Raw genomic sequence first — 24,482 nt, 5'->3', positions numbered from 1 at the left:
AAATCCAATTCGCGTAGATTCTGCAATTGATGTTGATTCTGCTGATGCTAAAGAGGCTACTGCTTATATCTTTGCCAATGGTGCTGTTGACGGTAGAGGAGTTGTTGTAATCAATGGTGAAAGTGAAGCTCATCCTTGGAATGGATCTTCACAATCTACAGATTTATACACTAAAGATATTACAGGCGCAATTAAAGATAGTAATAACATTTCTGTAATTTTCAATGCAACATCCGGAAGTTTCACAGCATTACAACAAATCATTGTTTTAACTAAAGAGGTTCCTGCTGAAAAAACTTCAACCAAACTTTCTGCTTCAAATGTGGTAAAAGTTTTCAATGTCAACAAGAACTTGGTTGTCACTTTAAAAGACAGCAATGGTAATGCCATTGCCGATTCTAAAGTTACCATTAGTCTAAATGGAAAAACTTATGCTAGAACTACAAATGCTAACGGCAGAGTTAGTGTGGCTGTTCCAAGATTGGTTCCTAAAACTTACAATGCGGTTATCAAGTTTGCAGGTGATGATAAGTATAAGGCATCCAGTTTAAAATCCAAAGTGGTAGTTAAAAAAGCTAATCTAAAACTATTTGCCAATAAAAGAACCTACAAAGTAAAAGCTAGAGTAAAAGCATTCAATGTAATATTGAAAAATAACAGAAATCAATTGATGAAAAAAGCTACACTTACCTTGACTGTTAACAAGAAAACCTATAAGGCAGTTACTAACGCTAAAGGTAAAGCAACCTTTAAAATCACTAAATTGAATAAAAAAGGCACATTTACTGCTAAAGTTATGTATAAAGGTAATAGCTACTACAATAAAGCAACTAAATATGTTAAAATTGCTGTAAGATAGAGAGTGATATCTCTATTTTATTTTTTTCTTTTTTTGACTGAAATTACCAAATTATTTTAACTAATCTTTTCATATTATATTTATGAAAGTTTTTGGAATTTGCGCCAGTCCGCGAAATAATACTACTGAATATGTTTTGAAAGAGGCATTGAATAAGCTTGCTGAACGAGGCTTTGAAACTGAAATCTTCACCTGTCATGGAATGGACATTAAGCCTTGCATGCACTGTGATTACTGTCTGGAAAACAAGAAATGCATAATTGAAGATGATATGGGTGATGTTTATGAAGGTCTTCAGGGTGCAGATGGAATAATTTTGGCCACTCCAATTCAGAGCGGAGGCATTAGTTCTAACTTGGCAGCTATCATGGATAGGACACGTGCCCTGGAAGCTGTTGATTACAATCTATTAAGAGGAAAGATTGGAATGAGCATTGCCGTTGGAGGGGACAGAACCGGCGGTCAGGATTTCGCCCATCTAAAAAATATTACATATTTCATGATACATGGTATAATCCCTGTAAGCGGCGGACCTTTCGGTTCAAATTTAGGCGCTTCATTCTGGTCTAATGACTCTATAGAAGATATCAAAGAGGATGATTATGGTATGGAATCATTAAATCGAACTTTGATAGAATTTGAAAATTTTTTAAATAAGTACATTTAAATACTACAATCAAGTATATTATAAATAACTAATTTTAAGGGTATATTATGGCAAATAAGTTAATACGAGGTAGTTTGATAATTTTCATTGGTAACATAATTTTCCGTATCGGCGGTTACCTTTACCGTTTTTTAATGGCAACGCTTTTAGGTCCTACCGGTACCGGTATTTTAGGAATTACCATGTCTTATCAGGGTATCTTTCAGACTTTGGCTTCAGGAGGACTTCCTCCAGCAATATCCAAATATATTGCAGAATATGAAGCTGTAGATGACCATAATATGGCTAGGCAGACGGTGTATACGTCTTTAAAGATGATGATATGTATCGGGCTGGTTCTGGGAGTTTTAATGATTTTTGTCATTGCTCCTATTATGGCGAATGTCTTTTTAAAAAAGCCTGAAACATTGGTTCCAATTCAAATTATCGGATGCTTAACTCCATTCAGTGTAATTTTGGGTGGTTTAAGAGGTGCATTCCAGGGTGTATACAAAATGGAATATATCGTGTATACCCGTGCAGTAGAACAAATGTTCATGATTTTATTGGCGGTTACATTTGTTTTAATGGGATTATCAGTTGTCGGTGCCGTATGGGGTACTGTAATCGGTTATGCCCTTGCAGCATTAACAGCAGTTTATATCTTTAAGGTTTATATGCCGAAATATATTCCGGAGTACAGTGATGATTTTGAGTTTTCATTTTCTCAAGAGATAAAGTTGGCAGTCATGCTTATTAAGTTCGCTATTCCGGTTATCATAACAGCAATTGCTGAAATGCTTATTTTCAATATTTGTACCTTGGTTATGGGTAAGTTCTTATCACTTGCAAGCGTCGGATTTTTCACTGCGGCAGATCCGATTTCAAGACTTCCTTTGATGATTTCAGTTTCCGTTGCAACTACAATTTTACCTGCTTCCTCTGAAGCGTTTAAGCTCCATGATGTTGAAGCGCTTCAGAAGTATGTCAGTCAATCCTATAAAATATCATTACTGTTTGTAGTTCCAATGTGTATCGGCCTTGCATTATTCGCTGTTCCTACTTTACAGGTATTTTACTTTAAAAATCCTTCTTATGTTAATGGTGCTTCTGCTTTAGGAATATTAGCAATTGGTATGGCTTTTTATTCTATTTTTGCTATTTCCACCAGTATTGTTCAGGGTGTCGGAAACCCTAGAATTCCAATGTACATCCTTGTGTTCGGTTCAATTGCAACCGGAGTTCTCTCATGGATTTTAGCTCCGATTTTAGGAATTGCAGGTGGAGCAACTGCAACTGCAATCGCTTGTTTTATGATGATGGTTCCATGCATATATTTTGTATTTAAACTCACTAAAACTAAAGCTCCAACGATGGCCGTTGTAAAGATTCTGGTTGCGACATTTATTATGGGAGCAGTGGGTTATTTCATTCCTAAAACACCGATATGGTTATTCCCTGGAATTTTATTCTGTATGGTCGTTTATTTCTTTGCATTGATTTTGGTTAGGTTTTTCACCGAAGAGGATATTGAGACTTTAAGGGGTTACTCCTCAAAATTAGGTCCTCTCTCTAAATTAGTAAATAAGTTAATGAATCTTGTTGTAAAGTTGGAATTTAGGGATTAGTTTATAAGAAAACTTATTTAATATATAAATGACATATACTATATCAATTATAATTGGGGGATTATAATATGACTGATGTGAAAGCGGGAGTTGAATATAAAATAAATATTGAAGGCAATTCTTTCTTGTTGGACAGTAAGAAATTCAAACTTCTAGAATCTATTTTGGATACAGGATCACTTACTGAAGCTGCAAAGTACATCAATGTTTCCTATAGGACTGCTTTAAATTATATTGATAAAATTGAATCTGCTCTTGATGTTAAGATTGTCAATACCACAAAAGGTGGAAAAGGCGGAGGTGGAGGAACCTCCCTTACCGATGAGGGATACTCAATTCTTAAAGAATGTAAAAAAATTAATGCAATTATGGAGCTTCATAAGGAAGTAAATGAAATTGAATCTGAAATAGTTGCTATTGATGATGCTAAAGGTGTCATGACTATTAAAATGCATGATTTTCAAATAAATGCTCCATTGAATAGGAATTATGAAGTTGGAGATAGATTACTGGCATTAATTAGCTATGACAATATTTTCCTGATGTTGGAACCTCAAACATCAAGTATCCGTAATATTTTGAAAGGTCAAATTGTTGAAATGAGACTTCAAAATGAGGTTATTCGTGTTAAAATGGACGTAGGTGGAGTTTATTTATATTCTGACATTACTTTATCCGCTGAAAAAGAACTGAATCTAAGCATTGGTAAAGAGGTTTATATAGGATTTAAAGCGATGTCTGTTGCTACTTTAAAATTATAATTTGAAGGGTGAGATTATGTTGCAAATTTTAGTCGATGAAGATAAATGTATTGGATGTGGAAACTGTTACGATATTTGTCCGAAAGCCGCTAAAATTTGGAAAGTAGATAGTGTTGCACATATATTGGACTTAAGATATTGTCATGTTTGTACATTATGTGCAATGGAATGCCCTGTAGACTGTATTAAAATTGTACGTCCTGGTGAAGAAGCATAAATAATTAATGCTAAAATCAATTATTTTGTAGGTAAGATTATGACTAGAATTTCAAATGTTTCACGCAAAACTTCAGAAACTGATATTTCCATAAAAATGAATCTTGACGGCAAAGGTAATTACAATATTTCAACCGGTGTCAATTTCTTCAACCACATGCTTGAATCCTTCTCAAAGCATAGTATGATAGATTTGGATGTTGACGCTTCAGGCGATATTGAAATTGACGATCACCACACTGTTGAGGATGTTGGAATATTGCTTGGTGAAGCTTTCCTGCAGGCTATTGGCGATAAGAAAGGAATCAAAAGAATGGCTCATGCTATAGTTCCTATGGATGAGTCTGTTGCCACCGTTGCAATTGATATCAGTGGACGCAGCTATTGCAATATGAGTCTTGATTTTAAAAATGAAAGAATTGGAGACATGACTTCCGATGTCATAATTCACTTTTTCGAATCCTTTGCAAATTCAGCCAAATTAAATATTTATGGAACTGTTGAAGGAGAAAATGACCACCACAAGGCCGAAGCCATATTCAAAGCTTTCGCTAAGTCATTAAAAGAAGCAATAAAAATTGAACATGATCAAATTCCTTCTACAAAAGGAGTATTATAGCTATTAACCTAGCTATCTTTTTTTATTATTTTTTTTCGATTAAATTGTCGGAATTTAAGAATTATATATGGTGCTAGAAATTTGGTGTTATTATAGTATTTTACGAAATGTTTGCCCCAAAAAATTTCATCACCCAATTTTCATAATATGAAATTTGATTAACTTTTTCATAAAATTAATAGTTAATCTTATATTTCTTGCATTTGGATTTCAATTTTTTTGGGATAATCTTTTTCTCATCATCGAAAATCTCATCAAATTCTTCTTTATCCCTATTCTTTTCTAATAATTCAAGTTTAATATTTTCAATTTCTAATTTAGGATTATTTACTATTTTATATAATATTTTACTTGCTTGAGGATTATCTATTCTTAATATTAAGTATCTACAATTTTTTTGGTTAAAAAATATTGCAGAATGACAATTAATTCCTTGAAAACCTATTCCATTAACTCCATGTCTTTCACCAGTCTTTTTAAGTTTATTTTTATTTTACTCTTAAAATTTTGTTCTATCTAGCACCCTATATAAGAGTATTTCAAATTAAACGTCAGCTTTCTTTTTATCATTAAAAATATCCATGTCAAAAGAATTATACTGGTGTGCAACAACGGATGTGCATATAGCATTGCCGGTAATATTGCTTAAAGCGTTAAACATACCAATCACATTATATATGCCAGTTATCAAATCAATTAGGCCAATAGGTAAACCTACTATACTAAGTATCATGGATAAGGTAAAGACACTTGCCATAGGAACTGCAGGAGAACTGATTGTAGACATTAAAATAACAATGATTGCTGTTAAAAGAGCAATTAGACCAAAATCAATTCCGTAAGCTTGAGCTACAAACAATAATCCGACACCAAAGAAAACTGCTGATCCGTTTTTGTTAAGTGAATTGCCTAAAGGAATTGTAAATAATGAAATACCATGGGAAACACCCATTTCGTCTAATTTTTCTATAGATAATGGAATTGGTGCGCTTGAGGATGCTGATGAGAATGCAAAAAACATTGCAGGTAAAAACTTTCTGTAAAACTTTAAAGGATTGGCTCTTGTAAAAATTGCAAAAATAATCGGATAAATCACAAATATCTGAATGGCTATTACAAGTACTATACATCCGATAAGTTTAGTTAAGGGTAAAATACTTTCAAATCCGATTGATCCGAAAGTTCTTGCCATCATACAGAATATTCCGATTGGTGCGATTTTCATGATGATATTTATCAGTTTCATCATAATATTGTTTAATTCATCAAAAATACTATAGACTGTTGATGTTTGATCTTTTAATTTGATTAAAATATAACCGATGAGCACTCCAAAAAGGATAATAGGTAGCATATCTCCATTAATTAATGCATGCACAGGATTTTCGGGAAAAATATTTAAAATAGTGTCAGTTAATGTCATGTTCACTGAATTTGGCACTGTTTCGGATGCAGGTAAATTTAAACCCGCACCTGGTTGGACAATTGTTGCCATAATTAAGGCAAGGACTATTGAAAGGATGTTTGTGAGTATGAAAAATACAATGGATCTTGCCCCTACTGTTGTGAGCTTTCGAATATCAGAAATTGAAGCAATACTCATGATTATTGAAAAGAAAACAAGTGGAACAACAAGCATTTTCATTAATTTGATGAACAAATCCCCGCCCAGATAAAAGACATTGTCCATTAGGATAAAATTTTTAATGAAAGGATCATCAACATAAAAGTTTAGGAAAAACCCCACTAATGTACCTAAAACCATGGCTATTAAAATCCAATTTCCCAAACTTATTTTTCTTAAATTCATTTCAATCAATTAACTTTTTTATTTCATATCCGGAATTGACTTATCGGGTTTCTTTTTATTGTTAAAAACATCCATATCAAATGATTTATTTTTAAAGGCAACGACAATTGTGCAGATGGCATCACCTGTAATATTGACTGCAGTTCTAAATGTGTCGAGAATATGGTCTATACCTACCAACAATCCAATCATTTCAAGGGGAATACCGACTGAGGTGAATACTAAAGTTAAAGTGGCAAGACCTGAAAATGGAACTGACGGTGTACTGCTTGAAGCCAGTATCAGTGTGAAAACTACCGTTAAAATGGCTGAAGTACCTAAATCCATTCCGCAGTATTGGGCTGCAAACATCGTAGCCACACTTTGCATGATGATGGTTCCGTTTTTGTTAATTGTAGCTCCTAAAGGAACTGTAAATGATGAAATAACATTGGAAACACCCATATCTTCCAGTTTATGCATATTCAATGGAATCGTTGCATTTGAGGATAATGTTGAAAATGCAAAAAACATCACAGACACGAACTTCTTGTAAAATCTCAAAGGATTCACTTTTGTAAAAATAACAAGTATAATCGGATAAACTACAAAGAGTTGAATTAACAGCGCAAATACTACACAGTTCATGTAACCGATTAAATGGGACATGCCTCCCAAGCCTAAAGTTCCAAAAGTTCTGGCCATCAGACAGAATACACCGAAAGGAGCAATTTTAAGGATAATGCCTGTCATTACTATCATGATTTCGTTTAATTCTTTAAAAAAATTATTAAGGGTTGGAGTTTCATTGCTTAATTTAAATAAAATAAAACCCATTATCACACCTACAATGATGACAGGTAACATCTCAGTACTGGCTAAAGCATTTAAAGGATTTTCCGGTATAATATCTAAAACCAAATCAGTCATTGTCTGATTAAGGGTCACATTTGATGTTTGAGTGATTGCTGTGAAGTTTACGCCGACACCCGGTTTAAAAACCATGCTTATTGCAAATGCGATGAGAATTCCAATAAGGGCTGTGATAAGATATAGAATAATACTTCTTCCGCCAATTGTAAAAATTTCACGAATATCCGAAAGTGAAGACACACTAACAACCAGGGAACAGAAAACCAGTGGAACAACAAGCATTTTCATCAGTCTGATAAAAATATTTCCTCCCAAATAAAAAACATTATCCATAAGAACAATATCTATAATAAAATGATTATCAACAAATAAATTTAGAAATAAACCAACGATTACACCTAAAAACATTCCTATAAAAATCCAATTACCCAAATTGATTTTTTTAATCCTATTCAACATAAATCATCCATTCATTTTTATTATAGTATATTATGTATGAATCATATGATATATTTTTTGATATTGCTGTCAACCTGAGCTGTCAATTTATTAGTCATTTTTTCTATTTTTATTAAATTTTGTTCAATTTTAATTCTACAAAATTTTCCCCATGAATTATTGCTATTTTTTATATTAACATTGTAATTATTGGTTAATTAGTTATATTTTTTTTGTAAATTGATAATATTTAATTTTAATAAGTTATTATTAATTATTCTAATTATAAGTTATTTAAATCTATTTATATTATAAATAACAAATATATAATTGATTATAGTTAAATTTATAATTATTTAATTAAATATTGGAGTTTTTGATTGATATGATTTTGAATAACTATATTTTGAGTGATAAAAGTAGGGAAATTGAAGAAATGGAAGATGAATTTCAACTTATGTATCTTGCATCAACAATCGTTGATTGTGCTTTTAATTTCTTTAAAATTAAACGAAAAATTTCTAATGTTGGAAAACCACCTTTTAGTTCAAAATCTAATAATATCTGCCAACACTCTGTTTTTGTAAAAAAATTAATTAAGTCTGTTTTAGAACCTGGGTTTCCTTCTTTCATGTGAGGGGTTCTTAAAACAGTATCATTTGCTTTTTCGATTTCTCTTGCTTCTTGTGCTAATTTAGCAGCGCATGCAGCAATTTCGTGAGCAGCAGCTACTAATGGGATGAAGTTTTCGAAACCTTTAGTCATGAAACAACCTTTCATGTCTAAGTTAGCAACGGATCCAGCCATTTCGTAAGCAGCAATAGCTTTTGCTTTTGCGTATGGGTTTGCGAATCCACCAGCTTCTGCAGCTTTTTCAGCAGTAACAATGAGTTTAGGTAATTCGATTGATCCAGCTTCTGCTTGTTCGATTACAGTGTCAATGGTTTTTTGGACTAATCTTAATGCTCCGGTTTCAGCTAATACTTTTAAGATGTCGGAGTTGAAAATAGCCATTTCAGTTGGGTCTAACCATTCTCTTTTTGCACCAATCATTGGGTCAGACATTACAATAATGTAACCTAAACCTTGTTCATCCATTTCGTCTTTTTTACCTTTACCAGGTGCGTCACCAACAATAATAGCAGGGATGTCTTTTGCAGATAACATTTCTCTTGCTTTAGCTGGTCCAGGTGCTCCTGGGTTTGGGCTAATGAAAATTGCGAAATCTGGTTCGAATGCGTCTATTTTTGGTACGATGTTTGGTCTGTCTGCTCTTTCGTCTAACAATAGGTCAATTACTGGTGAAGTACCAATATTACCACTTTTAATAATAGCAATTTTAACTACCATAATTAAGTCTCCTTTTTCGATATTAATAATTTTAATTCAAAAACTATTTAAATTTTATTATTTAATGTTTTTAATCATTGTAGTAACTATTTTAGTAAAGACTATTCATTATTGTAATAAAATAAGTGTTATATTGTATAATTTTTAATTTTTTTGAAATTTATTGAGTAAATAAATGTTAATATTGCTAAATTTTTTGAAAAAATCACTTGTACTTTGAAGAGCAAATTGTCATGTAAAATTTGAAAATTTTAAAATTAGAATAGAGTGGTTCCGACGAGATTCGAACTCGTGATCCCCTCCTTGTAAGGGAGGTATCATACCACTAGACCACGGAACCAACAAATATTATTATGATTTTATTCTTATATAAATATTTCGGTTTTTAATATTTTTGAGTAGATAATTTAATTAATCAATAACTATATAATTATTATCACAATAAAAAAAATGATGTGATAAAATGGCTTGGGATGACACAGCTAATAAAATATGGTTTGATGGAAACATGGTAGATTGGAAAGATGCAAATATTCATGTACTTTCTCATGTTGTCCATTATGGTACAAGTGTTTTTGAAGGAATTCGTGCATACAAAAATGAAAAAGGAATTGCGGTATTTCGTTTAAAAGAACATGTACAACGTTTATTTGATTCTGCAAAAATTTATAAAATTGATATTCCATATACACAAGAAGAAATCGAAGAAGCAATACTAGAAACAGTTCGTGTCAATGACTTAGATGGCTGTTACATACGCCCTATTGTATTTAAAGGATATGGCGAACTTGGTGTTGACCCTTCCAACTGTCCTGTTAATGTAGTTATTGCCGCTTGGGAATGGGGATCATATTTAGGTGAAGAAGGAATGGCAAACGGTGTGGATATCGGTGTTTCCTCATGGAGAAAACCTGCACCGGACACTTTCCCGGCACTCGCTAAATGTGGTGCAAATTATATGAACTCCCAATTGGCTAAACTTGAAGCTATTGACAATGGATATGATGAAGCAATCATGCTTGATTATGCAGGACACGTTTCAGAAGGTAGTGGTGAAAATATATTCCTCGTTGAAGGAGATAAATTATACACTCCTGCAATGTCATCATCCAACCTCAGAGGTATTACAAGGGATTCAGTAATGACCATTGCTCGTGATTTAGGTTATGAGGTTGTTGAAGAGATAATTTCCAGAGAAAGATTATACATGGCTGATGAGGTATTCTTCACAGGAACCGCTGCTGAAGTCACTCCTATCCGTTCAATTGACCACAGACAAATTGGCATAGGTAAAAGAGGACCAGTTTCTGAAAAAATACAGACTGCTTTCTTTGACATTGCAGAAGCTAAAACAGAAGATAAGTACGGTTGGTTATCTTACATTTAAACGGTGTGACTTATGAATATAATTCAGGGAATTATTATTGGTATTGTTCAGGGTTTGACCGAATTTTTACCGGTAAGTAGTTCAGCACATTTAGTCTTTATTCAAAATATATTGGGTGTCCAAAGCTCTCTTGCTTTTGATACTTTCCTTCATTTGGGATCTTTGCTTGCAGTTTTATGGTTTTTCCGTGCAGATATTCTTAAAATGATTACTTCATGGATTTTAAGTTTAAAGGACATTATTGACGGAAGATTCCGGGAAGGATTTTACGGCGACCCATACAAAAGGCTTGCATGGTATGTCATTCTGGCAACAATCCCTGTCGGTATTGTTGGAGTGCTGTTTGAGGATTCCGTTGATGCGTTATTTTCAGGTGCACTTTATGTCCCTGCATTCTTTTTATTTGTAACTGGTACTATCCTTTACTTGTCTCAAAGAATGACCAGTGGAAAAATTAATTTCCATAATGTTACAAAAAGAGAAGCGTTGTTTATGGGATTGGGTCAGGCATGTGCAATTTTACCAGGTCTTTCCCGTTCAGGTACTACAATTGCTGCAGGTCTTGTAGCTGGCTTGGATAAGGAATTTGCTGCTAAATTCAGTTTTATTTTGTCAATTCCTGCCATTCTCGGTGCTTTCCTGTTGCAGGCAAAAGACATCGGTACAGCAATGGACGCTAATTTCCTGCCTATCATTTTAGGTTTTATTGCAGCATTTATTTCAGGTTATGCGGCTATCAAATGGATGCTTGAATTAGTTCAAAAAAGAAATTTGGATATATTTGCCTACTACTGTTGGATAGTTGGTATAGTTGTATTCATGGGTACAATAGCCCATATATTTTAAAAATAAGAGTATAGAGATTAATAATCTCTATTTACATACTTTTTCTATTTTTTTTCTTAGTTTTTCAACGGAATTTCCTAAGACGAGTGCTGAATACATTGCCCCTCCGGCTCCAGCGCCCTCTTTGACGAATCCTTTAAGATAATTTTTCAGCCCTTCATGCTCTGATTCTTCGAATCTAGGGTCCACAACATTGACGGTGATGTTGTCGTCAATCTGTTTTAGGATTCCGAACAGGTCTGCAGTTTCATCGCCTGCAACATACACGGTGGTTGCAAGATTGATTCTTGAAAAGTCAAAGTTAGGCTGTGTGGACTTTATGATTGCACATACTGCAGCCATTTGTGTTCCACCTGCCAATATGATTGGAATGTCTGAGCCTAAAACGATACCTGCTATTGCCGGTAATGTTGGGTCGCCTACTGCACCTATTGCCTGAATTGCATCGATGTCATCTTTTTCAGGGTCAAGTCCCGCATTTTTCAGTCCTTCATCAACAACTTTTGTTTTCATGTCATGAGGATTGTGAGGCATGCTTCCGCTCACTTTTTCATTTGCCTCATAGCCAAGGGCTCTCAATACTCCAAGCGCTGTTGTAGTTCCTGCAGCTATGCTTTCACCAATAATCAGCATTTCATGTCTTCTGGATAATTCGGCACCAAGGTCCTTTGCGTTTTCAAATATTTCAAGTGGGTTCAATACTCCTTTCCCGGTTCTGATGTCTCTTCCATAGTCCTTTCCAAAGCTGATATATTCAACTTCCGGTTTGATTTTGGAACCGGCATCTATCACTACAAATGGTATTTCTGAAAGCTGAAGTGATGCTTTTGTCAATCTTGCCGGTGTTGGCGCTGCAGCATCTCCAACTACTGTTTCAGCAGGTGCTTCACAGCATTTTACTTGTCCTAAAACCATAAATTCAGCATCTGAAGCAGGTGTATATTCAGTCAAATCCGCTGATGGACCAGCACCTGAAATTCCATCTATCAATGATGTTTCGGTTGTCCCGATTGTAATCAAGAATACCGGATCATTACATTCCTGCAGCATTTCTGTCAGTTCGGTTGATCCGTATGTTGTAACTCCATCAATCATCTTTTTCACCTAATCTTTTTAATTGCTCTATGATAATCTTGTTCTGATTAATAATCTTTTTATTCTGATTCATTATTTTTATCAGCATTTCTTTTTCAGGCAATTCATTGTCATTTTGGAATGTTTGCCCGTCTCTTGCTCTTGGTGGGATTTTTATTTGATCTTTTGGAGGAAGTGAAGTTTTCTCATCTCCTCTTGGAGGTATTACCCCTTTTGAGGCGCTGTCTTCATCTGATATGAAGTCAACGTATCTGTGCGTAACCTTGTTTTTTGATCTTTCGTCAAGCAATTCCATCAATCTGTCGTCTACTTCTTTAACACCGTGGAGCTGTTCCTGTTCAACTTCGTGGAGTAATCTTTTTTGGATATTGTATGCATTATAAATTGGAATTCCACGAGTTTCACATTCATTTTTAAACATATCGTGGATGTTAATGTCTCCTGTTAACTTCTTTACTCTTTTTTGTTCCGGTGTGTTTGCACTATAAAATCCCATATTTTCACTTATGTCATTCAAATTAAAAAAATATTTTTATATTTCTAAATATTAATATATCTATTAATTAAATTTTTTAGTTGATGATTTTGATAAGTTTGGGAATTGAAGGAACTGCAGAGAAAACCGGTGTAGGTATAGTGGATAGTGACGGGAAGATATTGGCGATGGCTGGAAAGCAGCTGTTTCCCGAAGAAGGCGGAATCCATCCTAGATTGGCTGCAGAACACCATGCCAAATGGATTCCTGAACTGATTCCTCAGGCTGTCGAAGAATCCGGATTGTCTTATTCTGACATTGATTTGATTTCATTTTCACAGGGTCCTGGATTGGGGCCTGCATTAAGGATTGTAGCAACTTCCGCCCGCAGTCTGGCATTGTCTTTGAATAAACCGATTATTGGTGTTAACCATTGCATAGGACATGTGGAAGTTGGAAAGCTTGATACTGGTGCAGTCAATCCCGTTTCACTTTATGTCAGTGGTGGAAATAGTCAGGTCATCGCATATGAAAGCGGAAGGTATAGGATTTTTGGAGAGACTCTAGACATTGCCATTGGAAATTGCCTTGACCATTTCGGCCGTGAAACAGGTTTGGGTCACCCTGGAGGACCGGTAATTGAAAAACTGGCCAAAAAGGGTTCATACATTGACCTGCCTTATGTGGTAAAAGGAATGGACTTTTCATTTTCTGGATTGTTGTCTGCAGCGTTAAGGCAAGCCCAGAGAGGAACTCCAATGGAGGACATATGCTTTTCACTTCAGGAAACCGCATTTTCCATGCTGGTTGAGGTAACCGAAAGGGCACTGTCACACACTCAAAAGGATGAAGTGATGTTGTGCGGTGGAGTTTCCGCAAATTCCAGATTGAGGGAAATGCTTAAGACAATGTCTGAAGAGCACGGCGCCAAATTTTATATGCCTGAAATGAAGCTATGTGGCGACAATGGTGTCATGATTGCATGGCTTGGGCTTCTGATGTGCAGGGAATTCGGACCGATGGATCTCTCACAAACAGGAATCATACAAAAGTTTAGAACTGATGAAGTCGACATTCCTTGGATTGACAATACCAAAAGCTATTTGAAACTCGATGATAACCTGATAGCCAAAGGTGCTGAATCAAATATTGTCAAAAGTAGCTATTTGGGTGAAAAGGCTGTTTTAAAAGATAGGGTTTCCAAAAATTACAGGATTTCCCAAATCGACGATAAGATTAGAAAGGCCAGAACCAAAGAGGAAGCCAAGCTATTGTCCGATGCAAAAAGGGCAGGCGTTAGAACTCCTGTACTTTATGACATAGATCTAGAAAATAAGGCCATATTGATGGAAGAAATCGATGGCGTGATGGTAAAGGATGTAATAAATGAGGAATTGTCATTTGCAATGGGTGAAGAAATTTCAAAGCTCCATTCAGCAGGAATAATTCATGGAGACATTACCTCATCAAACATAATGCTTAGCGATGACCAGCTTGTTTTCATTGATTTCGGTCTTGGAAGGTATTCTGATTTGGATGAGGATAAGGCAGTTGATTTGCTTGTCTTAAAAAAATCTCTGCAAAGCATTGACTATAATCTTGCATTGAAATACTTTGATGCTGTTTTAAAAGGTTATGCTAATGATAGAGTTGCTGATAAGATATCTGACATCGAATCCAGAGGAAGATATACTCATTAGTTAAGTATATAAAAAATTTTATTCATACTATTTTTATGATAACATTTATAACTGGTAACGAACATAAAGTTAAAGAAGCAGAGAATATTTTCAAAAATTATGACATTGAATTAGAGCATATTGATTTGGGTTACACAGAACCTCAGGGAACTCTTGAGGAAGTGGCCATATCAGGCGCAAAATATGCTTGTCGTAAACTTGAAAGACCTGTGATTGTTGAAGATGCTGGTTTATTCATAAAAGCTTTGAATGATTTTCCAGGGGTCTATTCACATTATGTTCAGGATACCATCGGAAATCAAGGAATTTTGAAGCTATTAGCAGACACTGATGACCGTTATGCCGAATTCAGGTCAGTTATTGGGTACTGTGCCCCCAATTCTGAGCCCAAGACTTTTTTAGGCAAGGTTTCAGGTGAAATCGCAGTTGAAGAGAGAGGAAATTTAGGATTTGCTTTCGATCCATTGTTTTATTTACCTAGTTTAGGTAAGACCTTTGGTGAACTTACAACTGATGAAAAAAACCAATTTTCACATAGAAAAAATTCATTAAAAAAATTTATTGAATGGTATTCTAATCAGGAATAGCATTTCATACTTATTTAAAAATTTATAGAGGTTATATTATGGCAAGACCAGAATGGGTAACTTATAGTGACGAAGAAATTGAAGAAATGATTTTAAAATTTAACAAAGAAGGTAAAAGTACCTCCGAAATCGGTATTGTATTAAGAGACCAATACGGAATTCCATCCGTAAAAGACGTTACCGGTGAAAGAATTACCGAAATCTTAAAAAGAAACGGTCAAGCTGGAGAATACCCAGAAGACTTATTAAACTTAATCAAAAGAGCTGTAAATATCAGAGACCACTTAGAAGAAAATCCTAAAGACTTACATTCCAAAAGAGGTTTAACTATCATCGAATCAAGAATCAGAAAATTAGCTTCTTACTATGTAGGTGAAGGAGAATTACCAGAAGGTTGGAGATACAATCCAAAAGAAGCAGCACTCCTTGTTAAATAGAGCTGGGGAAGCTACTAATGTGCTTCGTGAGCACATTGAAAAGGATAGTGTTATTAGAATAATTTCACACAATGATGCTGATGGAATTTCATCAGCGGCAGTTATCGCCAACGCTTTAGCTGAAGAAAATGTTCAATTCCACACAACATGCATTCCCCGTCTCAAGGAAGATATTGTAAATCAATTGAGGCATGAAAAATATGACCTGTTCATATTTTCAGACATGGGCAGTGCATTTGTTAAGGAATTCAATACTTACAAACATGACGTAATCATTGCAGATCACCATCAGGTCAATGATACCGAAGCGGAAAGCAATGTTGTCCATATAAATCCTCATCTTTTCGGAATTGACGGAAGTAAGGATTTGTGCGGAGCAGGTTCAAGCTATTTGGCCGTCCGTGAACTTGGAAAAAAACATTTGGCTTATCTTGCTTTGGTCGGTGCTTTCGGTGATATGCAAGGTCAGGGCGGATTTACAGGTGTCAATAAATTGATACTTGATGATGCTTTGGAAAGCGGAGTTTTGGAAATTCATGAAGGTTTGAAGATTGTTTCAAAAGCTTCCGAACCTATTTTCAAATCCCTTGCTTATACGTTTTCACCACCTCTTCCAGGCATTAGCGGAGACTTGGAGGGCGCTCAGGAATTTCTCGAAAAGATGAACTTGTCCTATGGAATCAAATTCACTGATTTGGAAGATGAAGAGAAGGACTTGCTTAAGGATGCGCTCATGAACATTAATCCGGATATTTTCGGTGATTGTTATACTGTACCAAAACAGATTCCGCTGTTGCGCGATTTGGAGGAATATTCATATATTCTTGATGCATGCGGTAAAAATAAAAAGCAAGGTTTAGGTTTAAGCATTGCTCTTGGAGAAAAGGATCAGGCTCTTGATGCCGCCTTAAGATTGCAAAGACAATACCGTGACCAAATAGTCAAAGGCCTTGAATGGATCAAGCGCGAAGGTGCGGTTCAGCTTTCAGATATCCAATATCTCTACAGTGAAGATAAGGTATTGAAATCCGTAATGGGAACAATAGCTAGTATTGGCTTGTCAGTGGAGTTGCTGGATAATTCCAAACCTGTTATTGGAATGTCAAGACTCCATAATGACATCAAAATTTCCGGTAGAACAACAAGGGAAATGGTTGCCAAAGGTGTTGATTTGGGTCGTGCTTTGCAGGATTCATCCAACAATTTCGGCGGTCAGGGCGGCGGTCATGATATTGCTGCCGGGGCCATGATTCCATTTGAAAGCAAGGACAATTTCCTGCACCTTGTCAATGAGATGGTCGAGTATCAATTAAATAATGATTAATATGTTTTTAACAAAAAAAGAAGAACAAATGTGTGATGGGGAGTTCGGAGAAACCATTAGAAAAAGTATGGATATCTTAGTTGCATTGGGAGATATCTATGGCGCTTCTAAATTGGTGGATATTACTTCCGCACAGGTATCTGGTGTTTCTTACAAAACTATTGGTGAAGCTGGTTTGGAATATTTGCAGGACTTGGCCGGTGACGGTTTGGGTGTTGCAAGTGTAAACGCATCTTTAAACCCTCCAGGAACCGATTTGGACAATTGGGAAGAGCTGGGTTTTCCGCGTGAATTTGCAGTCAAGCAAAATCAAATTGTAGATGCTTACGGAGACCTTGGAATAGCTAAAACCTGTACATGTACTCCTTATCTGGTTGGAAATGTTCCAAGATTCAGAGATCATATATCTTGGTCTGAATCCTCTGCTGTTGCATATGGAAATTCCGTAATTGGTGCCAGAACCAATCGTGAAGGTGGACCTGCTGCACTTGCAGCCGCTATTGTCGGAAAAACTCCATTATATGGGTTCCATTTGGAGCAAAATAGGAAAGCTAATCTTGTTGTAAATGTCAATACCGAGTTGAAGGGTGCTGACTTTGGAGCATTGGGTTATATTATTGGTAAGGTTGTTGGAGGAGGAGTTCCATACTTCAAACTTCAAAATATTCCGAACAACAATGATTTGAAAACTTTGGGTGCAGCTTTGGCTTCATCCGGTTCAGTTGCATTGTATCATGTTAAGGATGTTACTCCTGAAGCTGATGTTGCCGGTGAAGAGGATGTTGAGGATATAATGTTCATATCCGACAAGGAAATTCTCGAAACCCGTGAAAAGTTAACCACAACCGACAGAGAACCTGATTTGATTTGTCTGGGTTGTCCTCATGCGTCCCTTGAGGAAATCAAAAATGTGGCCAACATTGTTCAAGGCAAAACCATTAAGAATAAATTGTGGATTTGCACATCAGTTAGCGTCAAGGCGACTGCTGACAGAATGGGCTATACCGAAACCATTGAGCGTGCAGGAGGAAATGTTGTATGCGATACATGTATGGTTGTAGCTCCTATCGAAGACATGGGCTTTGAAGTCATTGGTGTAAATTCAGCAAAAGCAGCCAACTATGTTCCATCCATGTGCGGATTGGATGTTGTTTATAATGATGTGGAAAATCTTATTCGTTTTGAATAGATTTTCTCAATAATCTTTTTTTTTAATGCCAATCCATCATAAACAAGAAAAAATTAAAGCATCACCAAACTCAAAAATAAAAAATAAGAAAAATTAAGAAGACAAAATCCTAAAAAAAAGAAATAAAAAAGATGGGTTTTAAAAAACTACATTTTAAATTCATTTCATCTTTTTACCTGAGAAATATACTTCTTCCGGCTTGTTGAAACTTAATCCCTGTGGTTCAGCAGTGAGAAAATCATTTTCAAATACAATATAGTCTGCATCCTTGTCTACAGCAATAGAACCTTTTCTAGATTCAATTCCAAGTTGTTTTGCACCATTTATAGTGTATCCAAGAATCATTTCTTCAATGCTCATTTTCTCAGATGCCGGAGGATATTCAGATTCACTCCAATTTTCAGAATCAGACTTTGTTTTTTCATTAATCCAACGGGTCATACCCACTTCCATACCTAGATACGGATTCCAAGATTCAAAATCACCGAATACAATATTGTCACTTGACCATGATACGAGTGCACCAGTGTCCCAGAGAGTTTTGCAGCGGTACATTTTCCTTGCACGCTCTTCACCAAGCAAAGAAATTGAACTGTCTAAACTTGAACCTCCGACGGTTCCACTATGCCACAATGGAGTATAATTCACAATAACACCTAACTTTTCAAAGCGTTCTAAATCGGCATCATCCTGAATTTCAAGATGGGCACAAGTAACTTTCACATTAAAGTCATCTCCAAGCTTGTCTCTTGCAAGCTCCACACCATCCAACAATACACGGGATGCGTTTTCTGAAACAGTATGCAGGTGTAAATCCAAACCATCTTCATTGAGTTGAATGAGTATATCTGCAGTCTGTTCTTTGTTTAAAAGAGTAGCTCCCATAGTATTTGTATCTGCATATGGTGTAACCATTGCAGCAGTGTGAATAGCTAGAGTACCGTCCATGAAAATCTTCAATGTATGAGTATTAATGTGTTCACTGCTATACTCTTTTTTGAAAAGTTTCACATATTCAATTGCAGTCTGTGCATCCCTAGGATCCATGATTGCAAAACTGCCGTCAATATAAATCGGCAAGCGTCCCTGTTTGTCCATCTCGTACAAATATTTATAGCATCTTGCATGGAAGTCATCCACTTTAGGAGTACCTGCCTCAAATACAGCACTCACACCATAATCTATTGAAAAATCAATCCAACGTTGGATTGAAGCTTCAAGCTGTTCATCAGTAATATCCATTCCATGCTCCAAGATGATTGCCATTTCTGCACCTTCATACATGTTTCCAGTAACATGTCCATCGCTATCCCTCACATAAAAACTTAATTCAGGTACGATATCTGGAGTATCATCAGTAATTCCGTGCAAATCTAGAATCTTGGAGTTTACCCATATGCTGTGTCCTTCTTTTTCCAGAATGACTAATTCAGCATCCGGACAAACAGAATCCAAATCTTCCTTTGTTATAATTTCTCCATTCAAACTTTTAAGCTCCAATATAAGCATGTATCGCTTATTTCCAGGATTATTCTTAATAAATTCTGCTATGAAATCAGTGCATTCCTTTTTGCTGGTGCATTCAATCTCAGCATCAATAGGAATATAATCATAAGCAACACTCATTGGCACATGGACATGACTGTCAATGATACAGGGCATGATGAATTTACCGCCAAGGTCTCTTACTTCACCATCATAATCATTTAATCCTTCATCATCACCAACATAAACAAATTTACCGTCCTTGACAGCAAGGGCAGTTGCATGGAGATTGTTCTCATCAGATGTGAAAATCTTTGCATTTTTAACAATTTGGTCTACTTTCATTTTTTTCACCATTTAAGAATTTTTCGATAATAATCCCAAAACATGAGATTCAATTCAAAAGCGTAGTTATTATCATTTATATATCATTTTAAAATTTTATGCTACATAAATTAATCTATTAAAATATAAATTAAACAAATAAAATAATTTTCAGGTAAAATACACATCATTTATTTTGCCTCAATCATTATGAATCCTTCGATTCAATTATCTTTCCAAGATACCATTTTGCATAGGCAATAGCTATCAAACCTCCGACAGTGTATCCGACCATCACTCCAAACCATACGCCATTTATTCCCCAATTCAGTATTATTCCAAAAAATATAGCGAAAAATGTTGCGCAAATTAATTCTCTAATAATAGTAAAGATTAATGAATGTACTCCTTTGCCCAGGCCTTGAAAAACATAGGTTGAAATGATGCCTGCGGGAATCACTATAAAGAACCCTGCAAATATTCGGAAGAATGTAGTTGTTGGATTCAATAACTTTATACTTGCACCATATGAAAAGAGATATGCAAGTTGTGGGGCGAATACGATGAAAATCACAAATGCTGCAATTCCAAATACTGTTCCAAGCTTCATTGAATAATTATATGCCCTTTTGATGTTTTCATATTTCTTAGCCCCATAGTTTACCGCAACAATAGATACTAATGCAGTGGATATGGCAATCATCGGTTCGGTTGCAAGCATTATCATTCTCCATCCGTTTTCAAAAACAGCAATATAATCCGTTGTAGAAACCTCCAGGATTATAAAATGCATAATCGCAGTAATAAATGTGAGTAAAATCATTTCACATGTTGCTGGAACTGCAACTTTTAAAATATCCTTTATTATACCTTGATTATAATTAAATTTATCAAATGTAGGTTTAACGTAAGTGTCTTTTTTTACATAAATCCAATAGAGTATTATCATTAAAACAATTGCTAAGGAAAGAATTGTAGCTATAGCGGCTCCAAGAATTCCCATATTTAGCATGTAAATGAAAATCGGATCTAAAATCATGTTGACAACTGCACACAACACCAGCACATACATTGTTCTTTTGTTATCACCTTCAGAACTTAAAAGCCCGTATAGTGCTTCAGGCATTACAATGAATATGCTTGCTAAAAAGTAGATGCGTCCATATTGCATAGCATAGTCAAGTGCAATTCCACGACCTCCCATAAAAATAATCAGTTCCCTTAAAAAGAGTGAAAAAATGATTGTAATAATAATTGAAGTAATTATGGACAGTAAAATTGAATGTATTGCTGCATTGTCGGCCATTTCATCATTTTTCTCACCGATGTATTTTGATACGGTCGCTGTGATGCCTGCACCCAGACTGGTTCCTATACTGATTATCAGATATCCCAATGGCACTACAAAACCTATAGCAGCAAGCTGGTCTACACCAAGGCCTGCAATCCAAAATGAATCAATAATGCTGTATAGTGAAACCACTATCATTGACAACATTAAAGGCCAGGCCAATTTTTTAACTGCATTTTCAGGATTTCCTCTGAGTAAATTTACTCCACGTGTTTCAATACGTGCCATAAAACAGCTTCCCAAATTATCAAAAAGGTAGGAATAGAGATTGAATCCATGGCCCCATAAAGGTCCAGGATTCTTAGCTCACGGGCTTTAAACTCTAATGAATTTTACAATGTTAACTTTGTGATGCATCCATATCTTATACCAGTTAAGATAGTTAGGCATTATTTGAAAAAACAACTTCACCATCAACTATTGTAGAAATTAATTTTGCATCAGGTATTTTTTCTATATCATCATTTAAAAAGTCTGTATCATACACAACCATATTTGCAACTTTTCCAATTTCCAGTGAACCGAGATTGTCTTCTTGGCCAAACTGATATGCAGTATTAATTGTCATAGCTTTTAGAGCATCCATAACATCAATAGATTCCTTTAAATTCCTAGGTTCGCATTTACTAAGAGTATGTTCTCTTTTAACAGCAGCATAAATTGATTGAGGCATGCTCATAACTGGAGATACAGGATAATCACTGTGGAATGTAATTTTTGCACCTTCATCAAGGAAAGATTTTATCGGATAACAATTGCCAGCCCTATCTGGTCCCAAATATTCCAATTCCAGCTTATATTGAGTTTCTTCCTTTGGAGTCCATAATGGTGCAACAATAGCTATAACATTGTATTCAGACATTCTTTTAATATCCTCAGAATCTACAACTTGAAGATGTGCAAAAGCATTTCTCTGATCCATATTGCCTGTTGCAATTTGAGCTTCACTTAAAGCATCTAAAGCAAATTTAACTGCACCATCACCTACAGTATGGCAGTGAACATTCATATTATGTTCATTAGCAAGTTTTGCAAATTCCACCAACTTATCGTGGTCACTCAATGATTTAACTCCAAAATATCCTGGTTGGTCAGCATATTCATCCAAAAGCCAACCAGTATGAGCCTCTACAACTCCATCAATAAATACTTTAATGCCTGTAATTTCAAAGTATTCATTATTGACTTTACTAGCCAATTCAGCTAGTTCTAAAACATCCTCAGTATCATTAACTGTACGAACTGCATAAGTCCTGAGTTTTAGTTTTCCTGCTTTAGACACATCTGCATAAGCTTTAATTGACGGATATCCAAAATATCCTACATGAGCATCTAATGCTGCTGTAATTCCCTGACTGAATGCATATTCCTGCCAAATTAAAAGAGACTCTCGGATTTCTTCATCACTTCTGACTATTTTAGAATTTATAGCAATTGCAGGTTCTTCTGACAGGTATCCTGTAGGTTTACCATCTTCATCAACATGGACCTCATTGGTACTGTAAGTTTCCAAGAGTTTTTCATCAATGCCAAACTTTTCCATAGCTGCTGTGTTTAGCCATATGGAATGACCATCAAGTGTGGTCAATGCAATTGGAATGTCTCTTGAAACTTCGTCAAGCATTGCTGCTGTAGGTTTTTCATCATCACATATCCAGTTGTTACCACAGTAAATTTTTCTACCGGGATGCTCTTCAATATACTTTCTTGTTATTTCAACATACTCTTCAAGTGTTCTTCCTTCAAGCAAATCAATTGAAAACCCCAATATATTTCCGGCAGGCAGTCCATGAGCATGACCTTCCATAAATCCGGGATAGATGAAATTATCACCAAAGTCCAAAACTTCAGTATTTTCATCAATCAATTTATTAGCAACCCTTTTTGAACCAACATATTTGATTATTCCGTCTTTTACACATATTGCTTCTACTTTTCTGTCTAAGGTATATATATTTCCTAAAATTATTTGATCAATTGACATGAAAAACACCAACATACAAATTTTATAAAGATAGTATATAAACAAATGATATAAATAGATTTATGTAAATCTTATATCGGAAACTACATAAGGATGAGGGTCTTCTGGACAATTGTAAGACAGAAAGGGTATTTCTTTGAAACATATTCATGTAATGGATGCTCGAAAATTGAAAACTGCAAACTTGAACGATAAAAATCACGATTAAAAACTATCAAAAATCAATGAAAAATAAAAGAACATCGCCCCAAACGAAAACCAAAGCCAAACTAGCCTAAAATAGACAAAATATGAAAAAATATTAAAAAACAAAATTATTGACATTCCCCTTAAAATTTAAATTTAATAAAATCAAATAGTATAACTATTGTAGAAATTTTTGTAATTATCTGGTGGGAAGTTATAATTATGGATGAATCTGACTTTAAAAAAGACACCACTTTCGGAGTAATTGGTGTTTGCGGAGCTAATGGCAATCTAATAGCCAGAATACTCAAAGAAAGAGGATTCAATGTTATAGGAACTGATATTTCACAGAAAAAAGATTGCAAATTTGCAAGTGCCTTTGAAGGCTATGACATTGAAGTTTTCTATGGAGAAACTCCCGACGAATTTTTTGAAAGGTCAGACTATATAGTTCCTCCGGCCAGTCTGCCGAAAGATTCTGAAGTATACAAAAGAATCAATAAGCCTGTTTTGGAATTGGCGGATATTATTAACATTTTTAAAGCTGAAAAGCCGGTGTTTGGAATAACAGGAACCAATGGAAAGACCACCACAACCACATTGCTTAAAAAAATAGCTGAAGACAATGGAATCGATCCTTGCAAGCATAATCTGGAAGGAATGCAGGGAAATGCGGAATTCATACCTATTCTACAGTCAAGATTAAATGCGGACGTTGGAATTTTGGAAGTTGGAACATTCGGCGTTCCCGGAACCGTTGGAAGGATAGTTGCCAATACCGATATGGATTCAGGTTTAATCACCAATATCACTCCCGATCACTTAAATGATTTAGGAAGCTTTATGGATTATGCCAACGTTAAGGGAGAATTCATAAGGGAATTGAACGGCAAAAAAATCATTGTCAACGGTCATGACCCTACCATTATGGGA

Annotated in this window: 21 protein-coding genes, 1 tRNA gene and 1 pseudogene; 14 read left to right on the top strand and 9 right to left on the bottom strand. The window is 35.3% G+C overall.

What is annotated here, in order from left to right; all coding sequences use genetic code 11:
• From QZV68_RS08550 to hisB, 6 genes are all read left to right on the top strand, one after another.
• Nucleotides 1-859 (top strand): DUF3344 domain-containing protein (locus QZV68_RS08550; RefSeq protein WP_363137209.1); only part of this gene is annotated, 859 nt, incomplete at its 5' end.
• 82 nt (nt 860-941) lie between these two features.
• A complete protein-coding gene (locus tag QZV68_RS08545; RefSeq protein WP_296880535.1) occupies nt 942-1,526 on the top strand; it encodes a flavodoxin family protein in 585 nt (194 codons plus the stop codon).
• 47 nt (nt 1,527-1,573) lie between these two features.
• Nucleotides 1,574-3,133 (top strand): oligosaccharide flippase family protein, encoded by a 1,560-nt coding sequence (locus QZV68_RS08540; protein ID WP_296880533.1) that lies wholly within the window; start codon nt 1,574-1,576, stop codon nt 3,131-3,133.
• Nucleotides 3,134-3,201: 68 nt separating this feature from the next.
• Nucleotides 3,202-3,894, top strand: coding sequence for a TOBE domain-containing protein (locus QZV68_RS08535; RefSeq protein WP_296880531.1), 693 nt, complete (start codon nt 3,202-3,204; stop codon nt 3,892-3,894).
• A gap of 16 nt (nt 3,895-3,910) precedes the next feature.
• Nucleotides 3,911-4,111, top strand: coding sequence for a 4Fe-4S binding protein (locus QZV68_RS08530; protein WP_296880529.1), 201 nt, complete (start codon nt 3,911-3,913; stop codon nt 4,109-4,111).
• 39 nt (nt 4,112-4,150) lie between these two features.
• Nucleotides 4,151-4,729, top strand: coding sequence for an imidazoleglycerol-phosphate dehydratase HisB (gene hisB / locus QZV68_RS08525; protein ID WP_296880527.1), 579 nt, complete (start codon nt 4,151-4,153; stop codon nt 4,727-4,729).
• 544 nt (nt 4,730-5,273) lie between these two features.
• Here the strand turns inward: hisB and QZV68_RS08520 are convergent.
• From QZV68_RS08520 to QZV68_RS08505, 4 genes and pseudogenes are all read right to left on the bottom strand, one after another.
• Nucleotides 5,274-6,539, bottom strand: a complete 1,266-nt coding sequence (locus QZV68_RS08520; RefSeq protein WP_296880525.1) for a dicarboxylate/amino acid:cation symporter — start codon at nt 6,537-6,539, stop codon at nt 5,274-5,276.
• An 18-nt stretch (nt 6,540-6,557) separates the two neighbouring features.
• Complete coding sequence (locus QZV68_RS08515; protein WP_296880524.1) at nt 6,558-7,850, bottom strand: dicarboxylate/amino acid:cation symporter; 1,293 nt, start codon at nt 7,848-7,850, stop codon at nt 6,558-6,560.
• Between the two features lie 573 nt (nt 7,851-8,423).
• Nucleotides 8,424-9,179 (bottom strand): annotated as a pseudogene (locus QZV68_RS08510) (F420-dependent methylenetetrahydromethanopterin dehydrogenase); the annotation flags it as partial.
• Nucleotides 9,180-9,447: 268 nt separating this feature from the next.
• Nucleotides 9,448-9,519, bottom strand: a tRNA-Val gene (locus tag QZV68_RS08505).
• 123 nt (nt 9,520-9,642) lie between these two features.
• Here QZV68_RS08505 and QZV68_RS08500 point away from each other — a divergent pair.
• Together QZV68_RS08500 and uppP are read left to right on the top strand one after the other, a co-directional pair.
• Nucleotides 9,643-10,566: a branched-chain amino acid transaminase gene (locus tag QZV68_RS08500; RefSeq protein WP_296880522.1), complete on the top strand. Its 924-nt coding sequence runs from the start codon at nt 9,643-9,645 to the stop codon at nt 10,564-10,566.
• Nucleotides 10,567-10,578: 12 nt separating this feature from the next.
• Entirely contained in the window at nt 10,579-11,412 is an 834-nt protein-coding gene (gene uppP, locus QZV68_RS08495) for an undecaprenyl-diphosphatase UppP (protein WP_296880520.1), read from the top strand.
• A 27-nt stretch (nt 11,413-11,439) separates the two neighbouring features.
• Here uppP and cobT read toward each other — a convergent pair whose 3' ends face one another.
• Together cobT and QZV68_RS08485 are read right to left on the bottom strand one after the other, a co-directional pair.
• The gene (gene cobT, locus QZV68_RS08490) at nt 11,440-12,507 is read right to left on the bottom strand and encodes a nicotinate mononucleotide-dependent phosphoribosyltransferase CobT (protein WP_296880518.1); all 1,068 of its coding nucleotides are present in this window, start codon (nt 12,505-12,507) and stop codon (nt 11,440-11,442) included.
• The gene (locus QZV68_RS08485; RefSeq protein ID WP_296880516.1) at nt 12,500-13,003 is read right to left on the bottom strand and encodes a hypothetical protein; all 504 of its coding nucleotides are present in this window, start codon (nt 13,001-13,003) and stop codon (nt 12,500-12,502) included. Before QZV68_RS08485 ends, cobT begins: the two co-directional genes overlap by 8 nt.
• 80 nt (nt 13,004-13,083) lie before the next feature.
• Here QZV68_RS08485 and QZV68_RS08480 point away from each other — a divergent pair, with 80 nt between their 5' ends.
• From QZV68_RS08480 to QZV68_RS08460, 5 genes are read left to right on the top strand one after another with little or no spacing between them, the layout of a single operon-like run.
• On the top strand, nt 13,084-14,682 hold the full coding sequence (locus QZV68_RS08480) for a bifunctional N(6)-L-threonylcarbamoyladenine synthase/serine/threonine protein kinase (protein WP_296880514.1): 1,599 nt from the start codon (nt 13,084-13,086) through the stop codon (nt 14,680-14,682).
• Nucleotides 14,683-14,717: 35 nt separating this feature from the next.
• Nucleotides 14,718-15,269 (top strand): XTP/dITP diphosphatase, encoded by a 552-nt coding sequence (locus tag QZV68_RS08475; protein WP_296880513.1) that lies wholly within the window; start codon nt 14,718-14,720, stop codon nt 15,267-15,269.
• 38 nt (nt 15,270-15,307) lie between these two features.
• Nucleotides 15,308-15,706 (top strand): 30S ribosomal protein S15, encoded by a 399-nt coding sequence (locus QZV68_RS08470; protein WP_296880511.1) that lies wholly within the window; start codon nt 15,308-15,310, stop codon nt 15,704-15,706.
• Nucleotides 15,696-17,030: a DHH family phosphoesterase gene (locus tag QZV68_RS08465; RefSeq protein ID WP_296880536.1), complete on the top strand. Its 1,335-nt coding sequence runs from the start codon at nt 15,696-15,698 to the stop codon at nt 17,028-17,030. Before QZV68_RS08470 ends, QZV68_RS08465 begins: the two co-directional genes overlap by 11 nt.
• A 1-nt stretch (nt 17,031) precedes the next feature.
• On the top strand, nt 17,032-18,219 hold the full coding sequence (locus QZV68_RS08460) for an aconitase X catalytic domain-containing protein (protein ID WP_296880510.1): 1,188 nt from the start codon (nt 17,032-17,034) through the stop codon (nt 18,217-18,219).
• A gap of 159 nt (nt 18,220-18,378) precedes the next feature.
• Here QZV68_RS08460 and QZV68_RS08455 read toward each other — a convergent pair whose 3' ends face one another.
• From QZV68_RS08455 to QZV68_RS08445, 3 genes are all read right to left on the bottom strand, one after another.
• Nucleotides 18,379-20,049, bottom strand: a complete 1,671-nt coding sequence (locus QZV68_RS08455) for an amidohydrolase (protein WP_296880508.1) — start codon at nt 20,047-20,049, stop codon at nt 18,379-18,381.
• A gap of 187 nt (nt 20,050-20,236) precedes the next feature.
• Nucleotides 20,237-21,607, bottom strand: a complete 1,371-nt coding sequence (locus tag QZV68_RS08450) for an MATE family efflux transporter (protein WP_296880506.1) — start codon at nt 21,605-21,607, stop codon at nt 20,237-20,239.
• A 154-nt stretch (nt 21,608-21,761) separates the two neighbouring features.
• On the bottom strand, nt 21,762-23,363 hold the full coding sequence (locus QZV68_RS08445; RefSeq protein WP_296880504.1) for an amidohydrolase: 1,602 nt from the start codon (nt 23,361-23,363) through the stop codon (nt 21,762-21,764).
• Nucleotides 23,364-23,771: 408 nt separating this feature from the next.
• On the opposite strand from QZV68_RS08445, the gene QZV68_RS08440 reads away from it, so the two are divergent.
• Nucleotides 23,772-24,482 (top strand): Mur ligase family protein (locus tag QZV68_RS08440; RefSeq protein ID WP_296880502.1); only part of this gene is annotated, 711 nt, incomplete at its 3' end.

This window comes from uncultured Methanobrevibacter sp. (assembly GCF_902801725.1).
Classification (GTDB): domain Archaea; phylum Methanobacteriota; class Methanobacteria; order Methanobacteriales; family Methanobacteriaceae; genus Methanocatella.
Note: the sequence above shows the minus strand (reverse complement) of the source record. Positions and strands in the feature narration are given on the sequence as shown.